Raw genomic sequence first — 21,898 nt, 5'->3', positions numbered from 1 at the left:
TGCACAAAAGCCAGTTTTTCTCTAAAGGCTCGCCATGACCCAGACAACACCCTTGGTAGCTCATCCCGACAGCATTCTCATCATCGATTTCGGCAGCCAGGTGACGCAGCTGATTGCGCGCCGCGTGCGCGAAGCGGGTGTGTATTGCGAGATCCACCCGTTTCAAAGTGCAGCGGACGCCTTCGACAGGATGGCGCCGAAGGGCGTGATCTTTTCCGGCGGCCCGGCATCGGTCACGACAGAGGGTAGCCCGCGCGCACCGCAGGCTGTGTTCGACAGCGGCGTTCCGATCCTTGGCATCTGCTACGGCCAGCAGACGCTGGCAACCCAGCTCGGCGGCGTCGTCGAGGGTGGCCATGCCGCGGAATTCGGCCGCGCCGACGTCGAGATCAAGAAATCCAGCCCGCTGTTTGATGGTTTCTGGGAACAGGGCGGCCGCTATCCCGTGTGGATGAGCCACGGCGACCGCGTCACGCAGTTACCTGATGGCTTCGAAGTGATCGCCACATCCGAAAACGCGCCGTTCGCGATCGCTGCCGACGAGAGCCGTCGCTATTACACGACGATGTTCCATCCGGAAGTGGTGCACACGCCTGATGGCGCTAAGTTGCTGTCCAATTTCGTGCACAAGATTGTCGGCCTGAAGTCCGACTGGACCATGGCGGCCTACAAGGCCGAAATGATCCGCAAGATCCAGGAACAGGTGGGCTCCGAGCGCGTCATCTGCGGCCTGTCCGGCGGCGTCGACTCATCCGTTGCAGCCATTCTCATCCATGAAGCGATCGGCGACCAGCTGACCTGCATCTATGTCGACCACGGCCTGATGCGTCAGGGCGAGACCGAACAGGTTGTCGGCATGTTCCGGGATGCCTATAACATCCCGCTCGTTGCCGTGGATGCATCCGACCTGTTCCTGACGCAGCTGGCCGGCGTTTCCGACCCTGAGGTCAAGCGCAAGACGATCGGCCGCCTGTTCATCGAGGTTTTCGAAGCGGAAGCCGCCAAGATCGCCTCCGACGGCAAGGGCGCTCCGCGCTTCCTCGCGCAGGGCACGCTCTATCCTGACGTCATCGAAAGCGTTTCGTTCTCCGGTGGCCCGTCGGTCACCATCAAGAGCCACCACAATGTGGGCGGCCTTCCCGAGCGCATGAACATGCAGCTGGTGGAGCCGCTGCGCGAACTGTTCAAGGACGAAGTGCGCGCTCTGGGCCGTGAGCTCGGCCTGCCGGAAAGCTTTATCGGCCGCCACCCGTTCCCGGGTCCAGGCCTTGCCATCCGCTGCCCCGGTGCCATTACCCGAGAAAAGCTCGATATTCTGCGCAAGGCGGATGCGATCTATCTCGACGAAATCCGCAAGGCCGGTCTCTACGACACGATCTGGCAGGCATTTGCCGTGCTTCTGCCGGTGCAGACCGTGGGCGTGATGGGCGACTACCGCACCTACGACTTCGTCTGTGCGCTGCGCGCCGTGACCTCGGTCGACGGCATGACGGCGGACTTCTACCCCTACGACATGAACTTCCTTGGCCGTGCGGCAACCCGAATCATCAACGAAGTGCGCGGCATCAACCGCGTCGTCTACGATGTGACGAGCAAGCCGCCCGGCACGATCGAGTGGGAATAGGCGTTTCGTGACCGGCGGCAGCACTCGGCTGCCTGTCACACCCCAATCCCTTCCTGGATATCGCGATGCTCCGCAGCCTCTATGACTGGACGATGGCGCTCAGCGCCCGCAAGTCCGCAAGCGTGTGGCTTGCGGTCATCGCTTTCGTCGAAAGCTCGGTCTTTCTGGTGCCGGCGGATGTGCTGTTTCTGCCCATGGCGCTCGCAAGGCCTGAGCGCGCCTGGCGCTACGCCCTGATCGCCACGACGTTTTCGGTGCTGGGTGGCATTGCGGGCTGGTGGATCGGGTTTTTCGCTTTCGATGCGATCGCCGTGCCGATCCTCGAATTCTGGGGCAAACTCGATACGTTCAACGAGCTGAAATCCGGCATCACCTACGAGACGATCCTGCTGATGCTGGTCACCTCAGGCTTTGCGCATCTGCCGCCGATCAAAGTGGTCACGATCCTGTCCGGTGCCGTGCATGTCAATATCTGGCTGTTCATCGCGGCGGCCGTGGTGACCCGCGGTGCCCGCTTCTTTCTCCTCGCATGGCTCCTGCGTCGCCATGGCGAGAGCATCCGGCACTTCATCGAGAAGCGGCTCGGGAAGATCGCACTGATCGGCGCCGTCGTGCTGATCGCCGTCTATTGCGCCTACAAGATGCTGATGAGCTGAGTTGGCGCGACGCCAGCTGCGGCTACGCTATCAGGCTGCTTGCGCACGCCTGGCCTAGTACCAATATTTCTGCGGGGAAGTTTGTGTCCTGAACGCCTATCGACTTGCGAAACAAGCCATGCGTTAAGCGGGATGGTGACCTGCTCTCGCTGAAGGTCTCAGCCGGGTCATATCATCAGCGCTCGTGGTGTGGCGAAGTGTTACGCCACACGTGTCCGGCAGGAGCTTTCCCGCCGGGCGGTCTTTGGAAGTATGATTAGCGAACCTTGCGGAAAGCCTGAGGATCGATGCCGAGGATCTCGAGGTCACGGGCGTGCGGACGACGGTTGTTCTCGACAGCAGCGGATGCGGAGACGGCAGCGCCGAACAGTGCAAATGCACGACCGAATGCGCCAACGCGGTTCTTGATAGATGCAGACATTTGATCTCTCCTTGTGATGTTCCTAAAATAGGCTGCACATTGTGCCCATACAATCGACAAGCTCACAGAGGAGGCATGCGCCAATCACATGGCACGGACCTCACGGCATCCATGTCTTGCCTAAACCGAGGTGCGGTTGCTATCGATCGTCATCAACGGAAGAGGTTTTCATGGCGATCATCATCTATGGCATCAAGAACTGCGACACCATGAAGAAGGCCCGCGCCTGGCTGGATGAGAAGGGCGTTGCCTACACCTTCCACGACTACAAGGCGCTCGGCATCGACCACGATCATCTTGACGACTGGACGGCGCGCGCCGGGTGGGAACAGGTGCTGAACCGCGCAGGCACCACATTCAAGAAACTTCCCGAGACGGACAAGCTGGATCTCGACCGGGAAAAGGCGATTGCGCTGATGGCGGCTCAGCCATCGATGATCAAGCGGCCCATACTGGAAGCGGATGGAAAACTGGTCGTCGGCTTCAAACCGGAAAGCTACGCCGCGACATTCACAGAGACCTGAATTCATGTCCAAGGTGACCCGCGCAACCGAAGTGCTCGAGAAGGCCGGCGTGAGCTTCACGACGGTTACCTATGACTATGATCCGAACGCCGAACGCATCGGGCTTCAGGCAGCCGAGGCGATCGGCGAAGAGCCATGCCGTGTCCTGAAGACGTTGATGGCGGAGGTGGACGGCAAGGCGGTCTGCGTTGTCATCCCGTCCGACCGGGAGGTCTCGATGAAGAAGCTTGCGGCGGCCTTCGGCGGCAAGTCTGCGGCCATGATGAAGCCGGCCGATGCGGAACGGATAACCGGTTATCGTGTCGGCGGCATCAGCCCGTTCGGACAGAGGAAGCTCGTCCCGACGGCGATCGAGGCGACGTCTCTAGAGGAGGACCACGTCTTCATCAATGGTGGCCAACGAGGGCTTCAGGTGCGCCTGGCTCCGAAAGATGCGCAGTCCGTGCTGAAAGCAATGGCGGCGGGCCTTGTTGCGTGAAGCGACGGGACTATGATCGTTGTCGATCGACTTCACATTCACCTCCGCCACCCTAAGTCGTGGCAACAGATATTCCAAGAACAGAGGCCACCATGACAATCGTGCCGAATTTCCAGACTGCCATCGATCCCCAGAAACTCGAAAAGCTTGCCGAAGTGGCGGTCAAGGTTGGGCTTGGGCTGGAGAAGGGCCAGGATCTCGTCATCACGGCGCCGATTGCGGCCTTGCCGCTGGTGCGGTTCCTGACCCGCCACGCCTACAAGGCCGGTGCGGGTCTCGTCACCACCTTCTATTCCGACGAGGAGGCGACGCTTGCACGCTACGAGTTCGCACCCGATGCGAGCTTCGACAAGGCCTCGGACTGGCTCTACGAAGGCATGGCGAAGGCTTATGCCAATGGCGCGGCGCGGCTGGCGATCTCCGGCGACAACCCGATGATGCTCTCCGAACAAGATCCCACCAAAGTGGCACGGGCGAACAAGGCCAATTCGATGGCCTACAAGCCGGCGCTCGAGAAGATCGCCAATTTCGACATCAACTGGAACATCATTTCCTACCCAAACCCGGCATGGGCGCGGCAGGTGTTTCCGGACGTGCCGGAAGACGTGGCGGTGCGCAAGCTGGCCGACGCGATCTTTGCCGCCTCCCGCGTTGATCTGGCCGACCCGGTCGCCTCCTGGGCATCGCACAACGCAAACCTCAAGAAACGCTCCACATGGCTGAACGGCGAACGTTTTTCGGCGCTTCACTTCACCGGCCCCGGCACGGATCTCACGGTTGGCCTGGCTGATGGCCATGAATGGCATGGCGGGGCGTCTGTGGCGAAGAACGGCATCACCTGCAATCCGAATATCCCGACCGAAGAAGTGTTCACCACGCCCCATGCTCTGAAGGTGGAAGGTTATGTTTCCAGCACCAAGCCGCTGTCGCATCAGGGCACGTTGATCGACGACATCAGGGTGAAGTTCGAGAGCGGCCGCATCGTCGAGGCAAGTGCCGCCAAGGGCGCGGAAGTGCTGAGCCGGGTTCTGGATACGGATGCAGGAGCCCGCCGGCTGGGCGAAGTGGCACTGGTGCCGCATTCCTCGCCGATTTCGGCAAGCGGCATCCTGTTCTACAACACGCTGTTTGACGAAAACGCGTCCTGCCACATCGCGCTTGGCCAGTGCTATTCGAAATGCTTCCTCGACGGAGCGTCGCTGACGCCGGAGCAGATCAGGACGCAGGGCGGCAATTCGAGCCTCATCCACATCGACTGGATGATCGGATCCGACAAGGTGGATATCGACGGCATCAGGGCCGACGGTTCCAAAGTGCCTGTGATGCGCGCCGGCGAGTGGGCCTGACGCACGAGACGCGAGGCCCGGATTTGCCGGGCCTTTGCCACTATCAACGGTAATAGACGACCTTGCCGCCATTGGCAGCGGTTTCCACCGACAGGACGTTGTGGATGGCAATGCCGCGGGCTTCGAGCGAGCGCATCAGGCTGCCGTCGGCACTGACTTCCGCCTGGGCACGGCGCATGATCAGTTCGTTGCCGGAACCCGACCACTCGGAATACCCGTCCTTGCGGCTGGTGAGCGAGCCGGACTGGATCGCGATGACGTTATCGTCATAAGCCTTGCCGAAGATGATCTCCGATGCCCTCGTCTGTCCGGCCAGTGCCGGAGTGCCGAAAGCTGCCGCCGAGAGGATCAGCAACGAGGTCGCGAATGCTTTTTTCATGGCCATGGTCTCCGTTTGCAACTGCCGAGGAAACGCGGCTTGCAACGCCGTGTTCCAGAGAGGTCTCTTCGTGGAGAAGATAGGAAGTCTTGGCGGGGATTTGAATGGGCTGCCGCCCAAGGGTTAGAACAGCGTGCCCTGCTTGGCAGGCTGGTCGGCACCTTCCGGTTTCGGCAGCTTCTTTTTCGGCTGAGATGGCCGTGCGGAGGGCGACGGATCGTCAACGGGTGCCTCGCCGCCCGTGACGGCCGAGATACGACCGTCAGCGAATTCCACGGAAATCACCCGGCCCTCGCCGATGCCAGCGGCCCGTGTCAGGGGGTGGTTGTTCTCATCTCGAATGACCGCAAAACCGCGTTGCAGGACGTTCTTGTAGGAGAGCGACTGCAGGACGCGATCCTGCGCCGAGATGGCCGAACGGCTGCGCGCGAGCGTGTGCGACATAGCGGTATCGGCATGGCGCCCGAACGATACGAGATGTTGACGCTCGCGCTGGATCTGGCCGAGCAGCCGCGCGGGCAGAGATTTCAGCGACGCTTCGAAACGCGACAGACGCCCGCGTTCGCTCAACGCTCTTCTCTCCAGGCAACGATCGGCCCGTAGCAGCCGGTCGTTCAAAGCCTGGCGTTGTTGCTGGAGCCTGCCCGTCAGGAGATCGAGGCGCAGACCGGACGAGACACGCTCGAACGCGCGGCGCTTGACGACCGTCGTGCGCTCCAGCCCGCGGCCGAGGCCAGCCGCGGCTTCATCGAACCGTCGGCGCGGAAGTGCCAGCAGCTGGTCGAGCGACGGAAGCGCGCGGACGAGCGCCCGCAGCGACTGTTTGCGGTGGTCCATCTGGCGCGCTGCGCAGCCCCGCAGCCGGGCGGCCAGGCTGGCGAGCTGAGCTTCGAGATCCGCCTTCACGGGAACAGCCATTTCGGCGGCGCCTGTCGGCGTCGGTGCGCGAACATCGGCGGCGTGATCGAGGAGCGTCCAGTCGGTCTCGTGGCCCACGGCCGAGATCAGCGGTATCCGGCTTTCGGCTGCAGCGCGCACGACGATCTCGTCGTTGAAGCTCCAGAGATCTTCCAGACTGCCGCCACCGCGGCCGACGATCAGCACATCTGGTCTTCGGATGGCGTCACCTGGCCCGAGCGCGTTGAACCCGCGGATGGCAGCGGCGACTTCCTCGCCGGACCCCTCGCCCTGAACCTTGACGGGCCATAGGACCACATGGACGGGAAAGCGATCGGAAATGCGGTGCAGGATATCGCGGATGACGGCGCCGGTTGGCGAGGTCACCACGCCGATGACACGCGGCAGATAAGGCAGGGGCTGCTTGCGGTCCTGATCGAACAGGCCTTCGGCACCGAGCTTGCGGCGGCGCTCCTCAAGCAGCGCCATGAGCGCGCCGGCGCCTGCCGGCTCGAGGTTTTCGATGACGATCTGATATTTCGACGAGCCTGGAAATGTGGTGATCTTGCCGGTCGCGATCACTTCCATGCCTTCTTCCGGCCGGAACCGCAGGCGCGAGAAGGTGCCCTTCCAGATGACCGCATCAATGCGCGAGCGGTCGTCCTTCAGCGAGAAATAGGCATGACCGGAAGAGTGCGGACCGCGATAACCGGAAATTTCTCCCCTCACCCGCACATGATCGAACGCATTTTCCATCGTGCGCTTGATTGAGCCGGAAAGCTCCGACACGGAAAATTCGGTGAGGTTCGTCGGCGATTCTTGGGCGATAGGGCTCGTCATGCCCTTTGTTCTAACCGAAGGCTGCGCCGATTTCATCCGTCTTTCCGGATCATCCGACGCTTAATCTCGCGCTAGTCTCTCACAACCCGGTAGATCATGAACCCATCCAGCGGCCCTGTGGCAACGGGCTGCAGGTATGGCGGGATGTCACCCCGGGCGAGTGCGGCATAGAGGCCGTCAGGTTTCGTCGCGATCAGCCGCTCGGTCTGCGGATCGCTCTTGCAGAAGGTGAGAGCAGTCACTCCGGCACCATCGATAAAGGCCTTGGCTTCATCAGGTTGCGCCAAGCCGATATGCAGTTCGGTCAGCATGCCGCCCTGATTGCGGTGATAGGGCGCGGACAATGCGCGATGTCGCGTGAAGCGAATGATCTCCGCGCCGCTGTTGGAGGGAGAAGCGATAACGCCGACCGGAAGGGCATTCAGCGCGGACCATGTCTGCGGCCCGCCGCATTCTCCTTCTTCACCTGCGTTATCGGTGGAGAGGATATTGAGGTCGACGGAGCCGACGCCCTCTTTCACGAGAATGCCCACGACGCCCCAGACGACCGGGACGGAAGCAAGGACCGTGACGATATAGGCCGCGGCAAGACCTGGATTGTTGCGGTCCGCATTGGCACGGACGCGGATATCGGCAATCAGCAGAGACAGCGGCAGGATGCTGAGGAGGTTGGAGAAGATCGTTCCGCGCACCTGAATGGCCGCGACAGCGAAGGAAACGAGGAGCAGAACGAGAAGCACGACGTGGGTTTCGAGCTTGCTGCGGCACGCGATGCGGGCAAGGCAGACGAGGATGGCGAAAAGGCCCACGGCATAGAAGCCGCCGACGAGTTCGGGCGTGTCGCGCATTTCAGCCACGATCGAGCGTGCCTCGGATACGCCGTTCAGCCAGAGTTCGACAAGCAGCGGATCAAGGTTTGCCAGCGGATTGCCGAGGCATTCCGGCGCAATTGCGCGGGCTGCGGCAAGAAGGGCGACGCCGGCGACCGCCAGCATGCCGAAACGCAGCAACCGTTTATCGGGCAAGGGCAGGCTTGCCAGAATGAACAGGCCGGCGCCACCGATTGCCGTCAGCGAATAAAAGCCGAAGGAAAGATTATCGCAGGTGACGACCGCATAGCGATAGGGTGGCACGGTCGCGAAAAAGGCGGCGGAGATCGCAAGCGTGAGGCAGAGGCCGAAGGCCCTGGCGGCCCCGGCGAACGACCTGCCGTGCCAGGCCCATTGCAGCACGACGCAGATGCAGGCGGCCGCGACGAAAGGGACCGTTTCGGCACCGACGGCGATCGCCAGCGCCGCCGCAATGCCGGCGACGGCATAGCTTGACCGGCGATACTGCGGATCGACCAGCATGGCAGTGACCCACATGGCAAGCGCCAGCTGGACGTTATGATGATCGAGCGCGCCCGGCTGGAACTTGATGTTGGTGAAAACGAAGATCGCGCCGATGCCGAGCGCCAGATGCAGGGTGACCACGCCGCCGATCCGGCGGCCGGCAAGGCCGAGCGGGACGAACAGGAGGAAGGAGACGAAAATCGGCCAGACTGTTGCCGCGACACCTTCGGCCAGCGGCATTGCCATGAACAGCGAGAAGAACTTGATCAGTGCCGCGATCGGCAGGTCGACCAGCCGCGACCAGTGCATGAGCGTGCCGTCGGCAAGGCCGAGCCGGTACTGCGTCATGTCGAACCAGCCCTGGCCGCCGAGGAGATCGCGGACTTCAACCAGCCGCATGATGTCGTCGTTGTCGGCACCGATCAGATCGGTCGCGGTGGGCAGCTTGATGACAAGGGCCATGATCGAGACTGCGAGCCAGTAGATCATCACCACGGGCGCAAGCCTCAACGATATCGCACCGCGCCCGCTAACGACCTGCATGTCTTCCCCACCTCCGACCATGATTTCCGGGGCTTTCGCATTTTCGCCCCGAAATATTCCAGCCCGAAACCTAGCCTTAACCTTCCCAAGAAATAGTAAAGCGGTGAAGCGGCGTGTGCCGTCTGCGGTCTTCTTTGTATCGAGTGAAAACCATGACCGATGCCCTGACGGGTGATCTGAAGATCGCCGTTCTTCTGCCCTGCTACAACGAAGCATCGACGATCGAAGCGGTGGTAAATGGCTTCCGGCAGGCCCTGCCGGATGCCCACATCTACGTCTACGACAACAATTCGACCGACGGCACCGCGCTGAAAGCAATGCTGGCCGGCGCCGAGGTGATGCGCGAACGGCGCCAGGGCAAAGGCCATGTGGTGCGCCGCATGTTTGCCGATATCGACGCCGACATCTATCTGATGGCGGATGGTGACGGCACCTATTCTCCAAAAGACGCGGAAGAGCTGATCCGCACGCTCCTGACCGAGCGCGCCGACATGGTTGTCGGCACCCGCCGCGGCGTTCATGCGGATGCCGGACGCCAGGGCCATGCGACCGGCAATCGGCTGTTCAACATTCTCTACCGGACGATCTTCGGACGCGACTTCACCGATATCTTTTCCGGTTACCGCGCCTTCTCGCGTCGCTTCGTCAAAAGCTTTCCGGCCGTATCAGGCGGGTTCGAGATCGAGACGGAAATGTCGGTGCATGCATCGCGTCTGAAACTGCCGATCTGCGAGATTGAGCTGGATTACGGACGGCGTCCGGAAGGATCGCATTCCAAGCTTTCGACCTTCCGCGATGGCGCGAAGATACTCTGGATGTTTGCAATGCTGATGAAAGAAACACGGCCCTTCGCCTTCTTCGGCACGATCAGCGCTGCCTTCATGGCGGCAAGCCTCGCCTTCATGGCGCCGGTGCTGGTCGAGTATTTCGAGACGGGCCTGGTCGAGCGGATGCCGACCTGGGTCTTCTCGCTGGTGCTGATGCTGATCTCGTTCCTGGTCTTTACGGCCGGGCTCATCCTCGATTCCGTATCACGGGCGCGGTCAGAGCAGTTGCGCATCCACTATATGAGCATGCCGCAACGCGTCCATGCTCCGGTCTCCCTGCAGAAGCCTGCGGGCGGCCGCCGCAAGACTGCCAAGGACGCCAAGAGCGCCGCATGAAGCGACTTTTCTGGTTCCTGGCGGCCGGAGGCTGCGGCTTCGTTATCGATGCTGGACTGACGTATTTTCTCATCGCGGTTGCCGGGTTCGGTCCGTTTGCGGCCCGTATTCCTGCGATCATGGCCGCGATGAGCTTTACCTGGCTCATCAACCGCAACCGGACGTTCGAGCCATCGCCGCACTCGCTTGCGCAAGAGGGCTTTCGATACTGGGCCGTGGGCATCACCTCGGCCTGTATCAATTACGCCGTCTATTCGCTGCTGATGTGGCGGGCGCCGTTCCTGCAGCCGATTGCGGCGATCGTATTCGCCTCGGCTGCAGCAACGGCCTACAGCTATTTCGGGTATTCCCGCTTCGTCTTCCGCCACAAGAACTAGGTCAGACCGTCTCCCAGCCGTCGGTTTCACCGGCGCGGTAGATCGCGTCGATAAAGCGCTGGTTGAGAAGCGAGTTCTCGAGCGTCACAATCTCTGCCGCCTCACCCTTTGCTGCCTTCGCGAAGGCTTCTGCCTGGCGGCGATACTGGCGGCTGTCGGGGAAGCGAAAGATCTGCGAGACATTGTGCTTCTGGTTGGTGAGTTCGATCTCTTCGGCGCCCCAGCGGTCGGCATTGAAGGGAGACTTGACCTCGATCGTGCCCTCTGTGCCGTGGAACACCATGAGCTGGCGACCCGCCATCTGGGTCGAGATGTAGAAGCTCATTTCGAATGTCTCAAACGCTGCCTTGACGCTTGCATAAATATCCGTGCCGAAGTCCGGATCGCGCGCTACAGTGGCATGGACGCGCACCGGTTCTTTACCGGTGACAAAGCGGGTCGCGATCGTTGGGTAGACGCCGATATCCGGCAGCGCGCCGCCGCCGAGTTCCGGAATGTTGCGCATGTTATCAGGATCGCGGTTGAAATAGCTGAAGGCGCCCTGGACATGCTTGAGGTCGCCGATCGCGCCCTCCTTCAGAAGGTCGCGCACTTTGTGCCAGACGGGCGCGTAGGTGACCATGAAGGCTTCGGAAATCAGGACGCCGTTGTCATCCCTCGCCGCAATCAGTCGCTCGATCTCGCTTGCCTTCAGCGCGATCGGCTTTTCGCAGAGAACATGCTTGCCGGCCTCGGCCGCCTTGATCGACCATTCCACATGCTGGCTGGTCGGCAGCGGGATATAGACGGCATCGATCATGTCGGAGGCCAGCATCTCGTCATAGGAGCCGAACGCATGTGGCACGCCGAACCGGTCCGCAAATGCGCGCGCCTTGGCAATGTCACGGCTGGCAACGGCGCTGACCACGCAGTTTTCGGCGTCTAGCAGTGCGGGAACGACAGCGTCCCGTCCGATTTTCGCCGTCGACAGGATTCCAAAACGCAACATAGCAGTGCCTCCACACATTCACAGACAGTCATTGGGAGGCTAACCTAGGGCCGCTTGGGCGGGCGGGCAACTGTCGTTGTCGGCAGTGCTGAAACCTTGTGCCCGCTTGTCGGTTTGACAGTCGATCCAATCAGCCTAGTTTCATCCTTCAGCACTCATCGCTTCCCCACGTCATCTATCTGGAGACCATCATGGACATGCGCTTGCTCGGCCGTACCGGACTTTCCATCTCGCCCGTCGTTTTCGGCGGCAACGTGTTCGGCTGGACCGCGGACGAAAAGACTTCTTTCGAGATGCTGGACGCGTTCTTCGAGGCCGGGTTCAACACGATCGACACCGCCGATGTCTATTCCGCATGGGCGCCCGGCCATCAGGGTGGTGAAAGCGAGACCGTGATCGGCAACTGGCTGAAGCGCGGCACGGTGGCCCGCGACAAGGCGGTCATCGTCACGAAGTTCGGTTACCCCACCATGGGCGACGACAAGAAGCTGAAGGCGAAGTGGGTGGTGGAAGCCGTCGAGAAATCCCTGCAGCGGTTGCGGACCGACTATATCGACCTCTACCTTTCGCATTTTCCCGATGACGACACGCCGCACGAGGAGACGCTTGGCGCGCTTGCGAAGCTGAAGGATGCGGGCAAAGTGCGTTCGATCGGCTGCTCTAACTTCAGTGCCGAACAGTTGCAGGCTTCGCTCGACGCTGCGGACAAAAACGGCCTACCCCGTTACGACGTGCTGCAGCCGGAATACAATCTCTACACCCGCAACAAATTCGAAGGCCCGCTTGCGGACCTCTGCATCGCCGAAGACATCGGCGTCATCAGCTACTACGCGCTGGCGGCTGGCTTCCTGACGGGCAAGTATCGCAAGGCTGAAGATGCCGAAGGCAAGACGCGCGGCAACCGCATGCCCGACTATATCAACGACCGGGGCCTGAAGGTGCTTGCAGCACTCGACCAGGTGGCTGCGGAAACCGGCGAAAGCCTAGCCGCGATTTCGATCGCCTGGGTTGCCGCACGGCCGGGCATTACTGCGCCGATCGCCAGCGCCACCAGCCTGAAGCAGCTTGAGGCGATCCTTGCGGCCGGCAGGCTCACGCTTACCGACGCTCAGATGACGCTGCTCAACGAGGCCGGCGCCTGATCGATCCTTCCGTAAAGCCCAACCTGGAGAATTCCCGTGCAGACACGCAAACTTGGAACTGAACTGACGGTCTCGGCGATTGGCCTTGGCTGCATGGGCATGAGCCATGCCTATGGCGGGCAGGATGAGGCGACGTCGATCAGGACATTGCACCGCGCCGTCGAGATCGGCGTCAATTTCTTCGACACGGCCGAAGTCTATGGTCCCTACGTGAATGAGGAGCTGGTCGGCAAGGCGTTGAAACCGTTCCGCGATAAAGTGGTGATCGCCACCAAGTTCGGGTTCAGGATCGATCCCGCTAAAAAGGACTCGAGCGCGATGTCCGGTCTCGACAGCCGGCCGGAGCAGGTGCGCGCAGTTGCCGAAGCCTCGCTGAAACGCCTCGGCATCGACGTGATCGACCTCTTCTACCAGCACCGCGTCGATCCTGACGTGCCGATCGAGGAGACGGTCGGAGCGATGGCCGAGCTGGTGAAACAAGGCAAGGTGCGCGCGCTTGGCCTGTCGGAGGCAAGCCCTGATATCATCCGGCGCGCCCATGCCGTGCACCCGATTGCGGCGCTGCAGAGCGAATACTCTCTGTGGACCCGCGACCCTGAGGGCGACGTGCTCGATACCTGCCGCGAACTTGGGATCGGCTTCGTGCCGTTCAGCCCGCTCGGCCGCGGCTTCCTGACCGGCAAGATCCAGAACACGTCGGAATTCGGCGAGGGTGACCTTCGCCGCACCATGCCGCGCTTCGAGGCGGAGAACATGGAAGCGAACCTCGCACTGGTCCGGCTTGTCGAACAGATGGCGGCGGAAAAGGGCATCACGGCGGCGCAGCTTGCTCTTGCCTGGGTGCTCGCCAAGGGCGATTTCATCGTGCCTATTCCCGGCGCGCGCAAAATCCCCAATCTGGAGCAGAATGCCGCGGCTGCCGATGTCGTGCTGACCGCCGACGATGTGAAGCGCCTCGACGACATGCTGTCTCCCGACAAGATCGCCGGCGCCCGTTACGGCGGACAGGCGGCATGGACGCCACGCCGTTGATGGAACTTCGTTTCACCGAGAACGTTTAAAGAACATCCAAACGGTGAGGAAACTATGAGCGACATACATAACCCGAAGACTGACCCGGATCCCGCATCGAACACCGAGAAGGACCCGGATGACTGGGTCACCGGTGATGAGCCGATGACCGGCGCCCAGGGCTCCTATCTCAAGACCCTCAGTGAGCAGGCGAAGGATCCCGACGCTTTCGCCGAAGATCTGTCCAAGGCCGAAGCCTCCAAGCGCATCGATGCGCTGCGCGAGAAGATGAAAATGTGAGTGTTGAGCCTTCCCCGGGTTCTGCTATCGTAGAGCCTGGGGAGGGCCTCGTCATGTCTGAAGAGCAGGCAGTGCAGTCGGTCGTGCATCTTTACGTGGACGGGATGACGTTTGCGCACGAAGGCGCGCTCCGCAAAGCGTTTCACCCAAAAGCTTCGATCATCGGAAACTACGACAATGCGGTCGAGTGGCTGTCCGTGGCCGAATTTGTCGCAGCGGTCGCCTCAGAAGGCCCAGCGCCGGCGGGAACGCAGCCTCTGATCGAGATCCTTGCCCTGGATATCACCGGCGACGCAGCGAGCGTCAAACTTATCGATGAATTTGCCGGCCTCCGATTTACCGACTACCTCTCTCTTTTGAAGGTGAATGGTCGCTGGGTCATTGTTAGCAAGCTTTACCACCTGCATTCCTGACACCGCTGGCTATCGCCTCACATTCGGAAAGCCCTGGTACCATTCCGAATGGTCGCCGCCATGGTTGGCCATTCCGGCCTTGGTCAGGAGCCCTCGGGGCTGGGCATAGCTCGTGATCCGGCGCACCGGCCGCTCGTGCCACTGGATGTTGAAAGCCCAGAGTTTCGGGAAGAAGCAGAGCGAGGCATAGGGAAGGTGATCGTGGATCCACCAGGCCAGCTTTCGCCAGTCGCCCTCCTCGCTGACATTGTCGATCAGCCATGGGACCACGATACAGGCCGTTGCCCCCATGCAGCCATCGGCATCGCGAAGATCCCAGATATGGTCTGCAGACGAGGCGGCATTGGTGGCGCAGTTTAATCCCCGGGCATTGCCGAAGGCGTTGACTTCAGCTGCGCGGTAACCTGAGCGCACATGCAGCCGGCCGAATGTCGCCTGCAGCGGTTCCAGCAGCTCCTGACAGAGACACCGTCCTGCCTCGATCGCGAGATCAGGATCATCAGGGACATTGGCCATGCCATAGACTGCGGCAATCTCGGAAAACAGGAAATCGCGGAAGAAGAAGTTTTCCGACAGCCTGACCCGGCCTAGCTCCTCCAGCCCCTTCATGGAATTTGGCTTGCGCACCGGCCCTTCCTTCACGATTCTTGTGAAGTTACCACGCCCGTTTGAAACCCACAAAACCAATACCAAAAGCGAAAAGGCCGCCTCTATCCAGGCGGCCTTTGAGGGATTTGCGGCTCTCCTCGGCGATCTGCATGAGGAGAGTTACATCTATGTTCAGGACGTCCGCGCCGCATCCTATGGATATGGCGGCAGGACACAGGAATGGCGGTACCAGCGCGCCGGTTAGGCGCGCAGCACGCCGCCGGTGACCTTGACGACATTGGCGACGATCTTGGCAGTAAGTGCCTCGAAATCCTCGTCCGTCAGTGTCTTGTCGACCGGCTGGATCAGGATCTCGATCGCGACCGACTTCTTGCCCTCGCCCACTGACGCGCCTTCGAAGACGTCGAACACATTGACGCCCGAGATCAGCTTGCGGTCGGCACTGGTTGCGGCCTTGACGATGGCACCGGCTTCGACAGTCGATTCCACCACGAAGGCGAAGTCGCGCTTGACGGCCTGGAAGGGCGATAGCTCCAGCGGCGGCTTGGTACGGGTCGCCTTCTTCTTCGGCTCGGCCATGGCATCGAGATAGACCTCGAAGCCGCAGAGAGCGCCTGAGACATCGAGTGCCGACAGCGTCTTCGGATGGAATTCGCCGAACGTGCCGAGCACGATCTTCGGACCCATCTTGATCGTGCCGCAGCGGCCCGGGTGATACCAGGCGGGACCACCCTGTTCGATCTGCACGTTCGACATCGGCAAGCCGCAGGCTTCGATCACCGCCAGCGCATCGGCCTTGGCATCATAGACATCCACCGGCTTGCCACCGCCCTTGGCACCGTTCGACCAGAGGCGGCCTGCGCCATTGATCGAGGCCGTGCCGCGGCGGATACCGCCGGCAACGCGACGCTGGCCTTCCGGCGTGTCGTTCTCGTAGGTGCCGGAGACTTCGAAGATCGCCACGTCGCCCAAGCCCTTGTCGGCATTTCGCTGGGCAGCGGTCAACAGACCCGGCAGCAGCGACGGACGCATGTCGGACATATCGGCGGCGATCGGGTTGGCGAGCTTCAGCGACGGTGCGCCGCCGCCGAACAGCTTCGCCTGTCCTTCCGGAATGAACGACCAGGTGACCGCTTCCAGCATGCCGCGGGCAGCGAGTGCACGCTTGGCCGTGCGGGTGCGGATCTGCAACGTCGTCAGGATCTTGCCATTGACGCTGCCGATGCTTTCGAGCGGCTCCGGCTTGATGTGATCGACACCGTGGATGCGCATGACCTCTTCGACGAGATCGGCCTTGCCATCGACATCCGGACGCCAGGATGGGACCTTCACCGATACGCGCTCGCCTGAACCTTCGACCGTGAAGCCGAGGCGATCGAGGATCTGGCGGCTTTCTTCTGAGGAGATCTCTAGGCCGGTCAGGCGCTTGACCTCGGCGAAGGGGAAATCGACGACCTTCGGCTCATATGCCTTGTAACCGACGACCTTTGCTTCGGCAGCGGTGCCGCCGCAGAGTTCCAGCACCAGTTGCGTGGTGCGGTCGAGACCGGGCAGCATGTAGTCTGGATCGACGCCGCGTTCGAACCGGTAGCGGGCATCGGTGATGATGCCGAGCGCGCGGCCGGACTTGGCGATGTTGATCGGGTCCCACAGAGCGGATTCGATGAGGACATCGACGGTGTTCTCGTCGCAACCGGAATGTTCGCCGCCCATGATGCCGCCGATCGATTCGACGCCGTTGTCATCGGCGATGACGACGTTGCTAGGCGAAAGCTTGTACTCGCGGGTATCGAGCGCCAGGATCGTTTCGCCTTCGCTGGCGCGGCGAACGACCAGATTGCCCTTCACCTTGGCGGCATCGAAGACGTGCATCGGCCGGCCCTGGTCGAAGGTCATGTAGTTGGTGATGTCGACGAGGGCGTTGATCGGACGCAGGCCGATCGCCTTCAGGCGCGTCTGCATCCAGGCCGGGCTTGCGCCGTTCTTCACGCCGCGCACGAGGCGCAGGCCGAAGCCGGGGCACAGGTTTTCATCATCGAGATCGATCGACAGGCCGACCGAGGTCTCGCCTTCGAGCTTGAGCTGAGGCTCCGCGCGCGGCTTCAGCGTGCCAAGGCCGGAGGCGGCCAGATCACGGGCGATGCCATAGATCGAAGTGCAATCGGGACGGTTCGGCGTCAGGTTGATCTCGATCATCGGATCGTCGAGGCCGGCATAGGCGGCGAACGAGGTGCCGACCGGGGCATCCTTGGGAAGATCGATGATGCCGTTATGGTCTTCCGACATGTTCAGCTCCTTTTCGGAGCACATCATGCCGTGGCTTTCGACGCCGCGGATCTTGCCGATGGCAAGCGTCACATCGATGCCCGGCACATAATCGCCCGGACGCGCGAGCGCACCGACCAGACCGGCGCGGGCATTCGGCGCGCCGCAGACGATCTGCAGCGGCTTGCCGCCGTTGACATCCGGACCGGCATCGACGGAGAGAACCTTCAGGCGGTCCGCCTCCGGATGTTTTTCCGCCGACAGGACCTTTGCGATGACGAAAGGCTTGTAGGCTGCCTTGTCATCGACATCCTCGACTTCCAGCCCGATCGCCGTCAGGCGCTCGCAGATCTGCTCGAGATTGGCATCGGTTTCAAGGTGATCCTTGAGCCAGGAAAGCGTGAATTTCATTACTGCACCCTTATAAAATCGAGCGGGCTTTCCGGCAGACCCCGGGCCACATCAAATAGTTTCGAAAGAAGTGACGCATAACCGCGTGCGTCATCGATAGCGCTGTGGGTATGTTGGCAGGTCGCTCACACTCTACGCTGCCTTTTCCGGAGCCGTCGCACCGGGGGCCGTCCAGCCCGCCAGCATTCCGCGGATAGACAGATCCTTATCGTTATCCGGCCAGTGGATACCAGCCAGCATCAGCTCAATGTTGTTTCGCTCTGCCGGCGTTGCCGCATACAGGCTCGGATACCACCAGAGTGGGGTGATGACCTCACGCCCATCCGCCAGCCGGACATGAACGCTATGGAGATCGCACCAAGCCTCGATAGGCTGTTCGTCCTCAGGATACAGACTTGGCGAATTCATCCCATGCCTCCACAAACTGCCCGTGATGGTCTTTGACGACCTCCATGATACGCCTTAGATCGACCGCCTTGAACCCCTTGGCCTCGGGATGGCCTTAGGCGCTCAACCCACCAAACAATGTCGGCATGTCGAGCGGGCGGAAACCGTAGTGGTTCATCCAGCGCACGTCGGCATTGAAGAAATCGCGAAGGTCCGGCATGCCGTATTTCAGCATGGCGATGCGATCGAGGCCCATGCCCCAGGCAAAGCCCTGATATTCATCCGGATCGAGCCCACCGGCGCGCAGCACGTTGGGATGCACCATGCCGCAGCCGAGGATTTCCATCCAGTCGGTGCCTTCGCCGAACTTCACGATCGGTCCTGAACGGTCGCACTGGATATCGACTTCGAAGGACGGTTCGGTGAACGGGAAGAAGGACGGACGAAACCGCATCGTCACAGACGGCACTTCGAAGAAGGTCTTGCAGAACTCTTCCAGCACATAGCGCAGATTGCCCACATGCGCCTTCTTGTCGACCACGAGGCCTTCGACCTGGTGGAACATCGGCGAATGCGTCGCGTCGGAATCCTGGCGATAGGTCTTGCCGGGAATGATGATGCGGATCGGCGGGTCCTGCGCTTCCATCGTGCGAACCTGGACCGGCGAAGTGTGGGTGCGCAGCACCTTGCGCTCACCCTTTTCATCCGGCTGGAAGAAGAACGTGTCGTGCATTTCGCGGGCCGGGTGGCCTTCCGGGAAATTCAGCGCGGTGAAGTTATAGTAATCGGTCTCGACATCAGAGCCCTCGGCGATCGAGAAGCCCATGTCTGCAAAGATCGCGGTGATTTCGTCGGTGATCTGGCTGATGGGATGGATACGGCCGCGCTCGGCAGGAGAAGAGCGCACCGGCAGCGACACATCGAGCGTCTCGGCCTTCAGACGCGCGTCGATCGCTGCGTCCTTCAGCATCGTCTTGCGGCTGGTGATCGCCTCGGTGACCTCGGTTTTCAGCGCGTTGATCGCCGCGCCGCGGGTCTGGCGTTCTTCCGCAGACATGCCGCCGAGCGTCTTCAGGAGCTCGGAGACGGAGCCTTTCTTGCCTAGCGCGTTGACGCGCACGGCTTCGATCGACGCCTCATCGCTGGCACCTTCGATTTCAGCCAGAAGCGAGGTTTTCAGATTTTCCAGATCGGACATGATGTGTTCCGTTGATGCTCGGACAATGAAGCGAATGCGGGCGGACAAAATATGGAAGCCGACAAAAGAAAAACCCGCGCCAGCTCACTGCCAGCGCGGGTTCCCCAAAATCTATCAGCTACAAGCTTGGGAAGCGCTGGTTACTTGACCGCGCTTTCAAACTCGTTCTTCGTGCCGGCGTCCTTGAGGTAGGCCAGAGCCGTCTTGGAAGCTTCGACGAGAGCGCCGAATGCTGCAGGTTCATGGATTGCCAGGTCAGACAGGACCTTGCGGTCGACTTCGATGCCAGCCTTGTTGAGGCCGTCGATGAAGCGGCCGTAGGTCAGGCCGGATTCGCGCACAGCGGCGTTGATACGCTGGATCCAGAGAGCGCGGAAGTTGCGCTTCTTGACGCGACGGTCGCGCGTTGCGAACTGACGCGAACGATCGACTGCTGCCTTTGCGGCGCGGATGGTATTCTTGCGGCGGCCGTAGAAGCCCTTGGCTGCCTTGAGTGTCTTGGTGTGCTTGGCGCGGGAAGTTACGCCACGTTTTACGCGTGCCATGTCATGATCTCCTTAAAACTGTTCCAAATCGTCGAATGAGTCTTAGAGACCGTTCGGCAGGTAGTTCTTGATAACCTTCTTGCCGTCAGGCTCAGCGAGGATCATCGTGCCGCGTGCATCGCGGATGAACTTGTTGGAACGCTTGATCATGCCGTGGCGCTTGCCAGCAGCGGCGGCAACGACCTTACCGGTCGCGGTTACCTTGAATCGCTTCTTGGCAGCCGATTTCGTCTTCATCTTGGGCATTTTGCTACTCCATAATTGTATCGGAACCACAGACGATGCGAATTCCAAGCATTTTGAACTGCCACGGCATGCCCTGCCGGACCGTTCGGACGCGCGCTTATAACCGCAGAGGATTAAAAGCGCAATGGGATAAGAAGAATGGCGTGACAACGCCGATACCCTGACCTTCTAAAGGCACGGGGCGATTGGCGTGGCGCTTACTTCGGCGCCAGCACCATCATCATCTGGCGGCCTTCGAGCTTGGGCTCGGCTTCCACCTTGGCAATCTCGACAGTGTCTTCCTTGACCTGCAGCAGAAGCTTCATGCCGAGTTCCTGGTGGGCCATTTCGCGGCCACGGAACTTCAGCGTCACCTTTACCTTGTCGCCTTCTTCAAAGAACCGGTTCATCGCCTTCATCTTCACCTCATAGTCATGGGTGTCGATGTTCGGGCGCATCTTGATTTCTTTGATTTCGACGATCTTCTGCTTCTTGCGCGCTTCGGACGCCTTCTTCTGGTTCGCGTATTTCAGCTTACCGAGATCGAGGATCTTGCATACCGGCGGGTCGTTGTTCGGCGAGATCTCGACGAGATCGAGTCCGGCGTCCTCGGCCATCTTGAGGGCCTGGTCGGTCGGTATCGCACCGAGATTCAGGCCTTCGGCATCGATAAGCTGGACCTTGGGAACGCGGATTTCCCGGTTTGAGCGCGGGCCTTCCTTGACGGGGGCATCGGCTTTGAATGGTCTGCGAATGGTCGTGTTCTCCTAGATAATTTCAGCACGCAGCAACGACAATTCCTCGCTTGGCTGCAGCCGAAAGCGGAATGTCGTCATCACTGGATAGATGTCAATACCATATACGCGGGGAAAAATCACCTGCTGCAATCGTCTGACAATGTGATTTATAGATGCCCACCTTTCAGGATGCCTCTGTTTGACGCAATCGGAGGCTGCGACGTCAAGGAGACCCACATGTCAGCGACCGCCCCATCAGACCTTATCCGCATTCCGGTTGGCACCGCAGAGACAATGCGCGAGATCGCAATTCTCGTCAGGCCGGCATCCGCTTCCAACGACAACGCGGCTTTCGTCTGGCTCGGCGGCTACCGATCGGACATGACGGGCACCAAAGCCGTCGAACTCGACGCGCTGGCCGAGACGCTCGGCACCGAGTGCATCCGCTTCGACTATTCCGGCCACGGCGTCTCCGGCGGCGCGTTTCGCGACGGCACGATTTCCCGCTGGCTGGAGGAGGCTCTTGCCGTGCTCGACCACACGAAACCCAAGAGCGTAGTGCTGGTCGGCTCGTCGATGGGCGGCTGGATCGCGCTTCGTGTGGCACAGGAACTGAAGAAGCGCGTCGGTTCGCCCAAAGTCGAGGGAATGGTGCTGATTGCACCTGCCCCCGATTTCACGGGGGAGCTGATCGAGCCGCACCTGACGGATGAGCAGCGGAAGTCGCTTGCAGTCAACGGCTATGCCGAGGAACCCTCCGAATATAGCAGCGAACCTGATATCTACACCCGCGACCTGCTTGAGGATGGAGCACGCAACCGAGTACTGACCGGCATTATCGAAACCGGTTGCCCCGTGCATATCCTTCAGGGAATGAACGACCGCGACGTGCCTTATGAACACGCGCTGAAACTCATGGAATTCCTGCCTGCCGACGACGTGACGCTGACGCTTGTACGTGACGGTGATCACCGCCTATCCAGACCTCAGGATATCGAAAAAATGAGGGGCGCAATCATGGGCCTAATAAATAAATGAGTAAATTTTGGGCTGATGCGAGAATGCAGCATTGTTAACCATAAAGC

At 60.8% G+C, this 21,898-nt stretch carries 25 protein-coding genes; 13 read left to right on the top strand and 12 right to left on the bottom strand.

Annotated elements, in window-relative coordinates:
• The first annotated feature begins 34 nt into the window (after positions 1-34).
• A complete protein-coding gene (guaA, locus tag ASF70_RS07445; protein WP_062578757.1) occupies positions 35-1,624 on the top strand; it encodes a glutamine-hydrolyzing GMP synthase in 1,590 nt (529 codons plus the stop codon).
• 65 nt (positions 1,625-1,689) lie between these two features.
• Entirely contained in the window at positions 1,690-2,280 is a 591-nt protein-coding gene (locus tag ASF70_RS07440) for a YqaA family protein (RefSeq protein WP_062578755.1), read from the top strand.
• Between the two features lie 256 nt (positions 2,281-2,536).
• Here ASF70_RS07440 and ASF70_RS24315 read toward each other — a convergent pair whose 3' ends face one another.
• The gene (locus tag ASF70_RS24315; RefSeq protein ID WP_092663836.1) at positions 2,537-2,701 is read right to left on the bottom strand and encodes a hypothetical protein; all 165 of its coding nucleotides are present in this window, start codon (positions 2,699-2,701) and stop codon (positions 2,537-2,539) included.
• A gap of 170 nt (positions 2,702-2,871) precedes the next feature.
• Between ASF70_RS24315 and ASF70_RS07435 the strand changes: the two genes are divergently transcribed.
• The 3 genes from ASF70_RS07435 (at position 2,872) to ASF70_RS07425 (ending at position 5,049) form a co-directional block, all read left to right on the top strand.
• On the top strand, positions 2,872-3,225 hold the full coding sequence (locus tag ASF70_RS07435) for an ArsC family reductase (RefSeq protein WP_062578754.1): 354 nt from the start codon (positions 2,872-2,874) through the stop codon (positions 3,223-3,225).
• 4 nt (positions 3,226-3,229) lie between these two features.
• The gene (ybaK, locus tag ASF70_RS07430; RefSeq protein ID WP_062578752.1) at positions 3,230-3,703 is read left to right on the top strand and encodes a Cys-tRNA(Pro) deacylase; all 474 of its coding nucleotides are present in this window, start codon (positions 3,230-3,232) and stop codon (positions 3,701-3,703) included.
• A gap of 92 nt (positions 3,704-3,795) precedes the next feature.
• Entirely contained in the window at positions 3,796-5,049 is a 1,254-nt protein-coding gene (locus ASF70_RS07425) for an aminopeptidase (RefSeq protein ID WP_062578750.1), read from the top strand.
• Between the two features lie 43 nt (positions 5,050-5,092).
• On the opposite strand, the gene ASF70_RS07420 is transcribed toward ASF70_RS07425, so the two are convergent.
• The 3 genes from ASF70_RS07420 to ASF70_RS07410 form a co-directional block, all read right to left on the bottom strand.
• Positions 5,093-5,428, bottom strand: coding sequence for a hypothetical protein (locus ASF70_RS07420; protein WP_062578748.1), 336 nt, complete (start codon positions 5,426-5,428; stop codon positions 5,093-5,095).
• 123 nt (positions 5,429-5,551) lie between these two features.
• Positions 5,552-7,165 (bottom strand): exodeoxyribonuclease VII large subunit, encoded by a 1,614-nt coding sequence (gene xseA, locus ASF70_RS07415; RefSeq protein WP_062580112.1) that lies wholly within the window; start codon positions 7,163-7,165, stop codon positions 5,552-5,554.
• A gap of 71 nt (positions 7,166-7,236) precedes the next feature.
• Positions 7,237-9,042 carry a hypothetical protein gene (locus tag ASF70_RS07410; RefSeq protein WP_244473989.1) on the bottom strand — a complete coding sequence of 602 codons (1,806 nt, stop codon included), beginning with the start codon at positions 9,040-9,042 and terminating at the stop codon, positions 7,237-7,239.
• Between the two features lie 152 nt (positions 9,043-9,194).
• Between ASF70_RS07410 and ASF70_RS07405 the strand changes: the two genes are divergently transcribed.
• Positions 9,195-10,205, top strand: a complete 1,011-nt coding sequence (locus ASF70_RS07405; RefSeq protein ID WP_062578743.1) for a glycosyltransferase — start codon at positions 9,195-9,197, stop codon at positions 10,203-10,205.
• The gene (locus ASF70_RS07400; protein ID WP_062454083.1) at positions 10,202-10,582 is read left to right on the top strand and encodes a GtrA family protein; all 381 of its coding nucleotides are present in this window, start codon (positions 10,202-10,204) and stop codon (positions 10,580-10,582) included. The genes ASF70_RS07405 and ASF70_RS07400 overlap by 4 nt, the downstream gene beginning before the upstream one ends.
• 1 nt (position 10,583) lies before the next feature.
• Here the strand turns inward: ASF70_RS07400 and ASF70_RS07395 are convergent, their stop codons facing one another.
• Positions 10,584-11,570 carry a Gfo/Idh/MocA family oxidoreductase gene (locus tag ASF70_RS07395; protein WP_062578741.1) on the bottom strand — a complete coding sequence of 329 codons (987 nt, stop codon included), beginning with the start codon at positions 11,568-11,570 and terminating at the stop codon, positions 10,584-10,586.
• Between the two features lie 191 nt (positions 11,571-11,761).
• On the opposite strand from ASF70_RS07395, the gene ASF70_RS07390 reads away from it, so the two are divergent.
• Genes ASF70_RS07390 through ASF70_RS07375 form a run of 4 tightly spaced genes read left to right on the top strand, consistent with a single transcriptional unit; the run spans position 11,762 to position 14,436 of the window.
• Positions 11,762-12,712: an aldo/keto reductase gene (locus ASF70_RS07390; RefSeq protein ID WP_062578739.1), complete on the top strand. Its 951-nt coding sequence runs from the start codon at positions 11,762-11,764 to the stop codon at positions 12,710-12,712.
• Positions 12,713-12,748: 36 nt separating this feature from the next.
• Positions 12,749-13,744, top strand: a complete 996-nt coding sequence (locus ASF70_RS07385; protein ID WP_062578737.1) for an aldo/keto reductase — start codon at positions 12,749-12,751, stop codon at positions 13,742-13,744.
• A gap of 54 nt (positions 13,745-13,798) precedes the next feature.
• A complete protein-coding gene (locus ASF70_RS07380; RefSeq protein WP_062578736.1) occupies positions 13,799-14,023 on the top strand; it encodes a DUF3072 domain-containing protein in 225 nt (74 codons plus the stop codon).
• A gap of 53 nt (positions 14,024-14,076) precedes the next feature.
• The gene (locus tag ASF70_RS07375; protein WP_062578734.1) at positions 14,077-14,436 is read left to right on the top strand and encodes a nuclear transport factor 2 family protein; all 360 of its coding nucleotides are present in this window, start codon (positions 14,077-14,079) and stop codon (positions 14,434-14,436) included.
• A 9-nt stretch (positions 14,437-14,445) separates the two neighbouring features.
• Here the strand turns inward: ASF70_RS07375 and ASF70_RS07370 are convergent, their stop codons facing one another.
• A complete protein-coding gene (locus tag ASF70_RS07370) occupies positions 14,446-15,063 on the bottom strand; it encodes a hypothetical protein (protein ID WP_062578732.1) in 618 nt (205 codons plus the stop codon).
• Between ASF70_RS07370 and ASF70_RS07365 the strand changes: the two genes are divergently transcribed.
• A complete protein-coding gene (locus ASF70_RS07365; protein WP_200943532.1) occupies positions 15,056-15,289 on the top strand; it encodes a hypothetical protein in 234 nt (77 codons plus the stop codon). The genes ASF70_RS07370 and ASF70_RS07365 overlap by 8 nt on opposite strands.
• Here ASF70_RS07365 and pheT read toward each other — a convergent pair.
• The 6 genes from pheT to infC form a co-directional block, all read right to left on the bottom strand.
• Positions 15,286-17,721, bottom strand: a complete 2,436-nt coding sequence (gene pheT / locus ASF70_RS07360; RefSeq protein WP_062578730.1) for a phenylalanine--tRNA ligase subunit beta — start codon at positions 17,719-17,721, stop codon at positions 15,286-15,288. The two genes, ASF70_RS07365 and pheT, sit on opposite strands and share 4 nt — an antisense overlap.
• 132 nt (positions 17,722-17,853) lie before the next feature.
• On the bottom strand, positions 17,854-18,129 hold the full coding sequence (locus tag ASF70_RS07355) for a DUF2442 domain-containing protein (protein WP_062578728.1): 276 nt from the start codon (positions 18,127-18,129) through the stop codon (positions 17,854-17,856).
• Positions 18,130-18,223: 94 nt separating this feature from the next.
• The gene (gene pheS, locus ASF70_RS07350; RefSeq protein WP_062578726.1) at positions 18,224-19,306 is read right to left on the bottom strand and encodes a phenylalanine--tRNA ligase subunit alpha; all 1,083 of its coding nucleotides are present in this window, start codon (positions 19,304-19,306) and stop codon (positions 18,224-18,226) included.
• Between the two features lie 140 nt (positions 19,307-19,446).
• Positions 19,447-19,851 (bottom strand): 50S ribosomal protein L20, encoded by a 405-nt coding sequence (rplT, locus tag ASF70_RS07345; protein ID WP_062454093.1) that lies wholly within the window; start codon positions 19,849-19,851, stop codon positions 19,447-19,449.
• A 42-nt stretch (positions 19,852-19,893) separates the two neighbouring features.
• The gene (gene rpmI / locus ASF70_RS07340) at positions 19,894-20,097 is read right to left on the bottom strand and encodes a 50S ribosomal protein L35 (protein WP_046793986.1); all 204 of its coding nucleotides are present in this window, start codon (positions 20,095-20,097) and stop codon (positions 19,894-19,896) included.
• Between the two features lie 197 nt (positions 20,098-20,294).
• Positions 20,295-20,831: a translation initiation factor IF-3 gene (gene infC / locus ASF70_RS07335; protein ID WP_062454094.1), complete on the bottom strand. Its 537-nt coding sequence runs from the start codon at positions 20,829-20,831 to the stop codon at positions 20,295-20,297.
• Positions 20,832-21,050: 219 nt separating this feature from the next.
• Between infC and ASF70_RS07330 the strand changes: the two genes are divergently transcribed.
• Complete coding sequence (locus tag ASF70_RS07330) at positions 21,051-21,851, top strand: alpha/beta hydrolase (protein WP_062580110.1); 801 nt, start codon at positions 21,051-21,053, stop codon at positions 21,849-21,851.
• Positions 21,852-21,898: the final 47 nt, after the last annotated feature.

The sequence above is a fragment of the Rhizobium sp. Leaf321 genome (assembly GCF_001423215.1).
GTDB lineage: Bacteria > Pseudomonadota > Alphaproteobacteria > Rhizobiales > Rhizobiaceae > Neorhizobium > Neorhizobium soli.
This window is presented reverse-complemented; position numbering and strand designations above follow the sequence as displayed.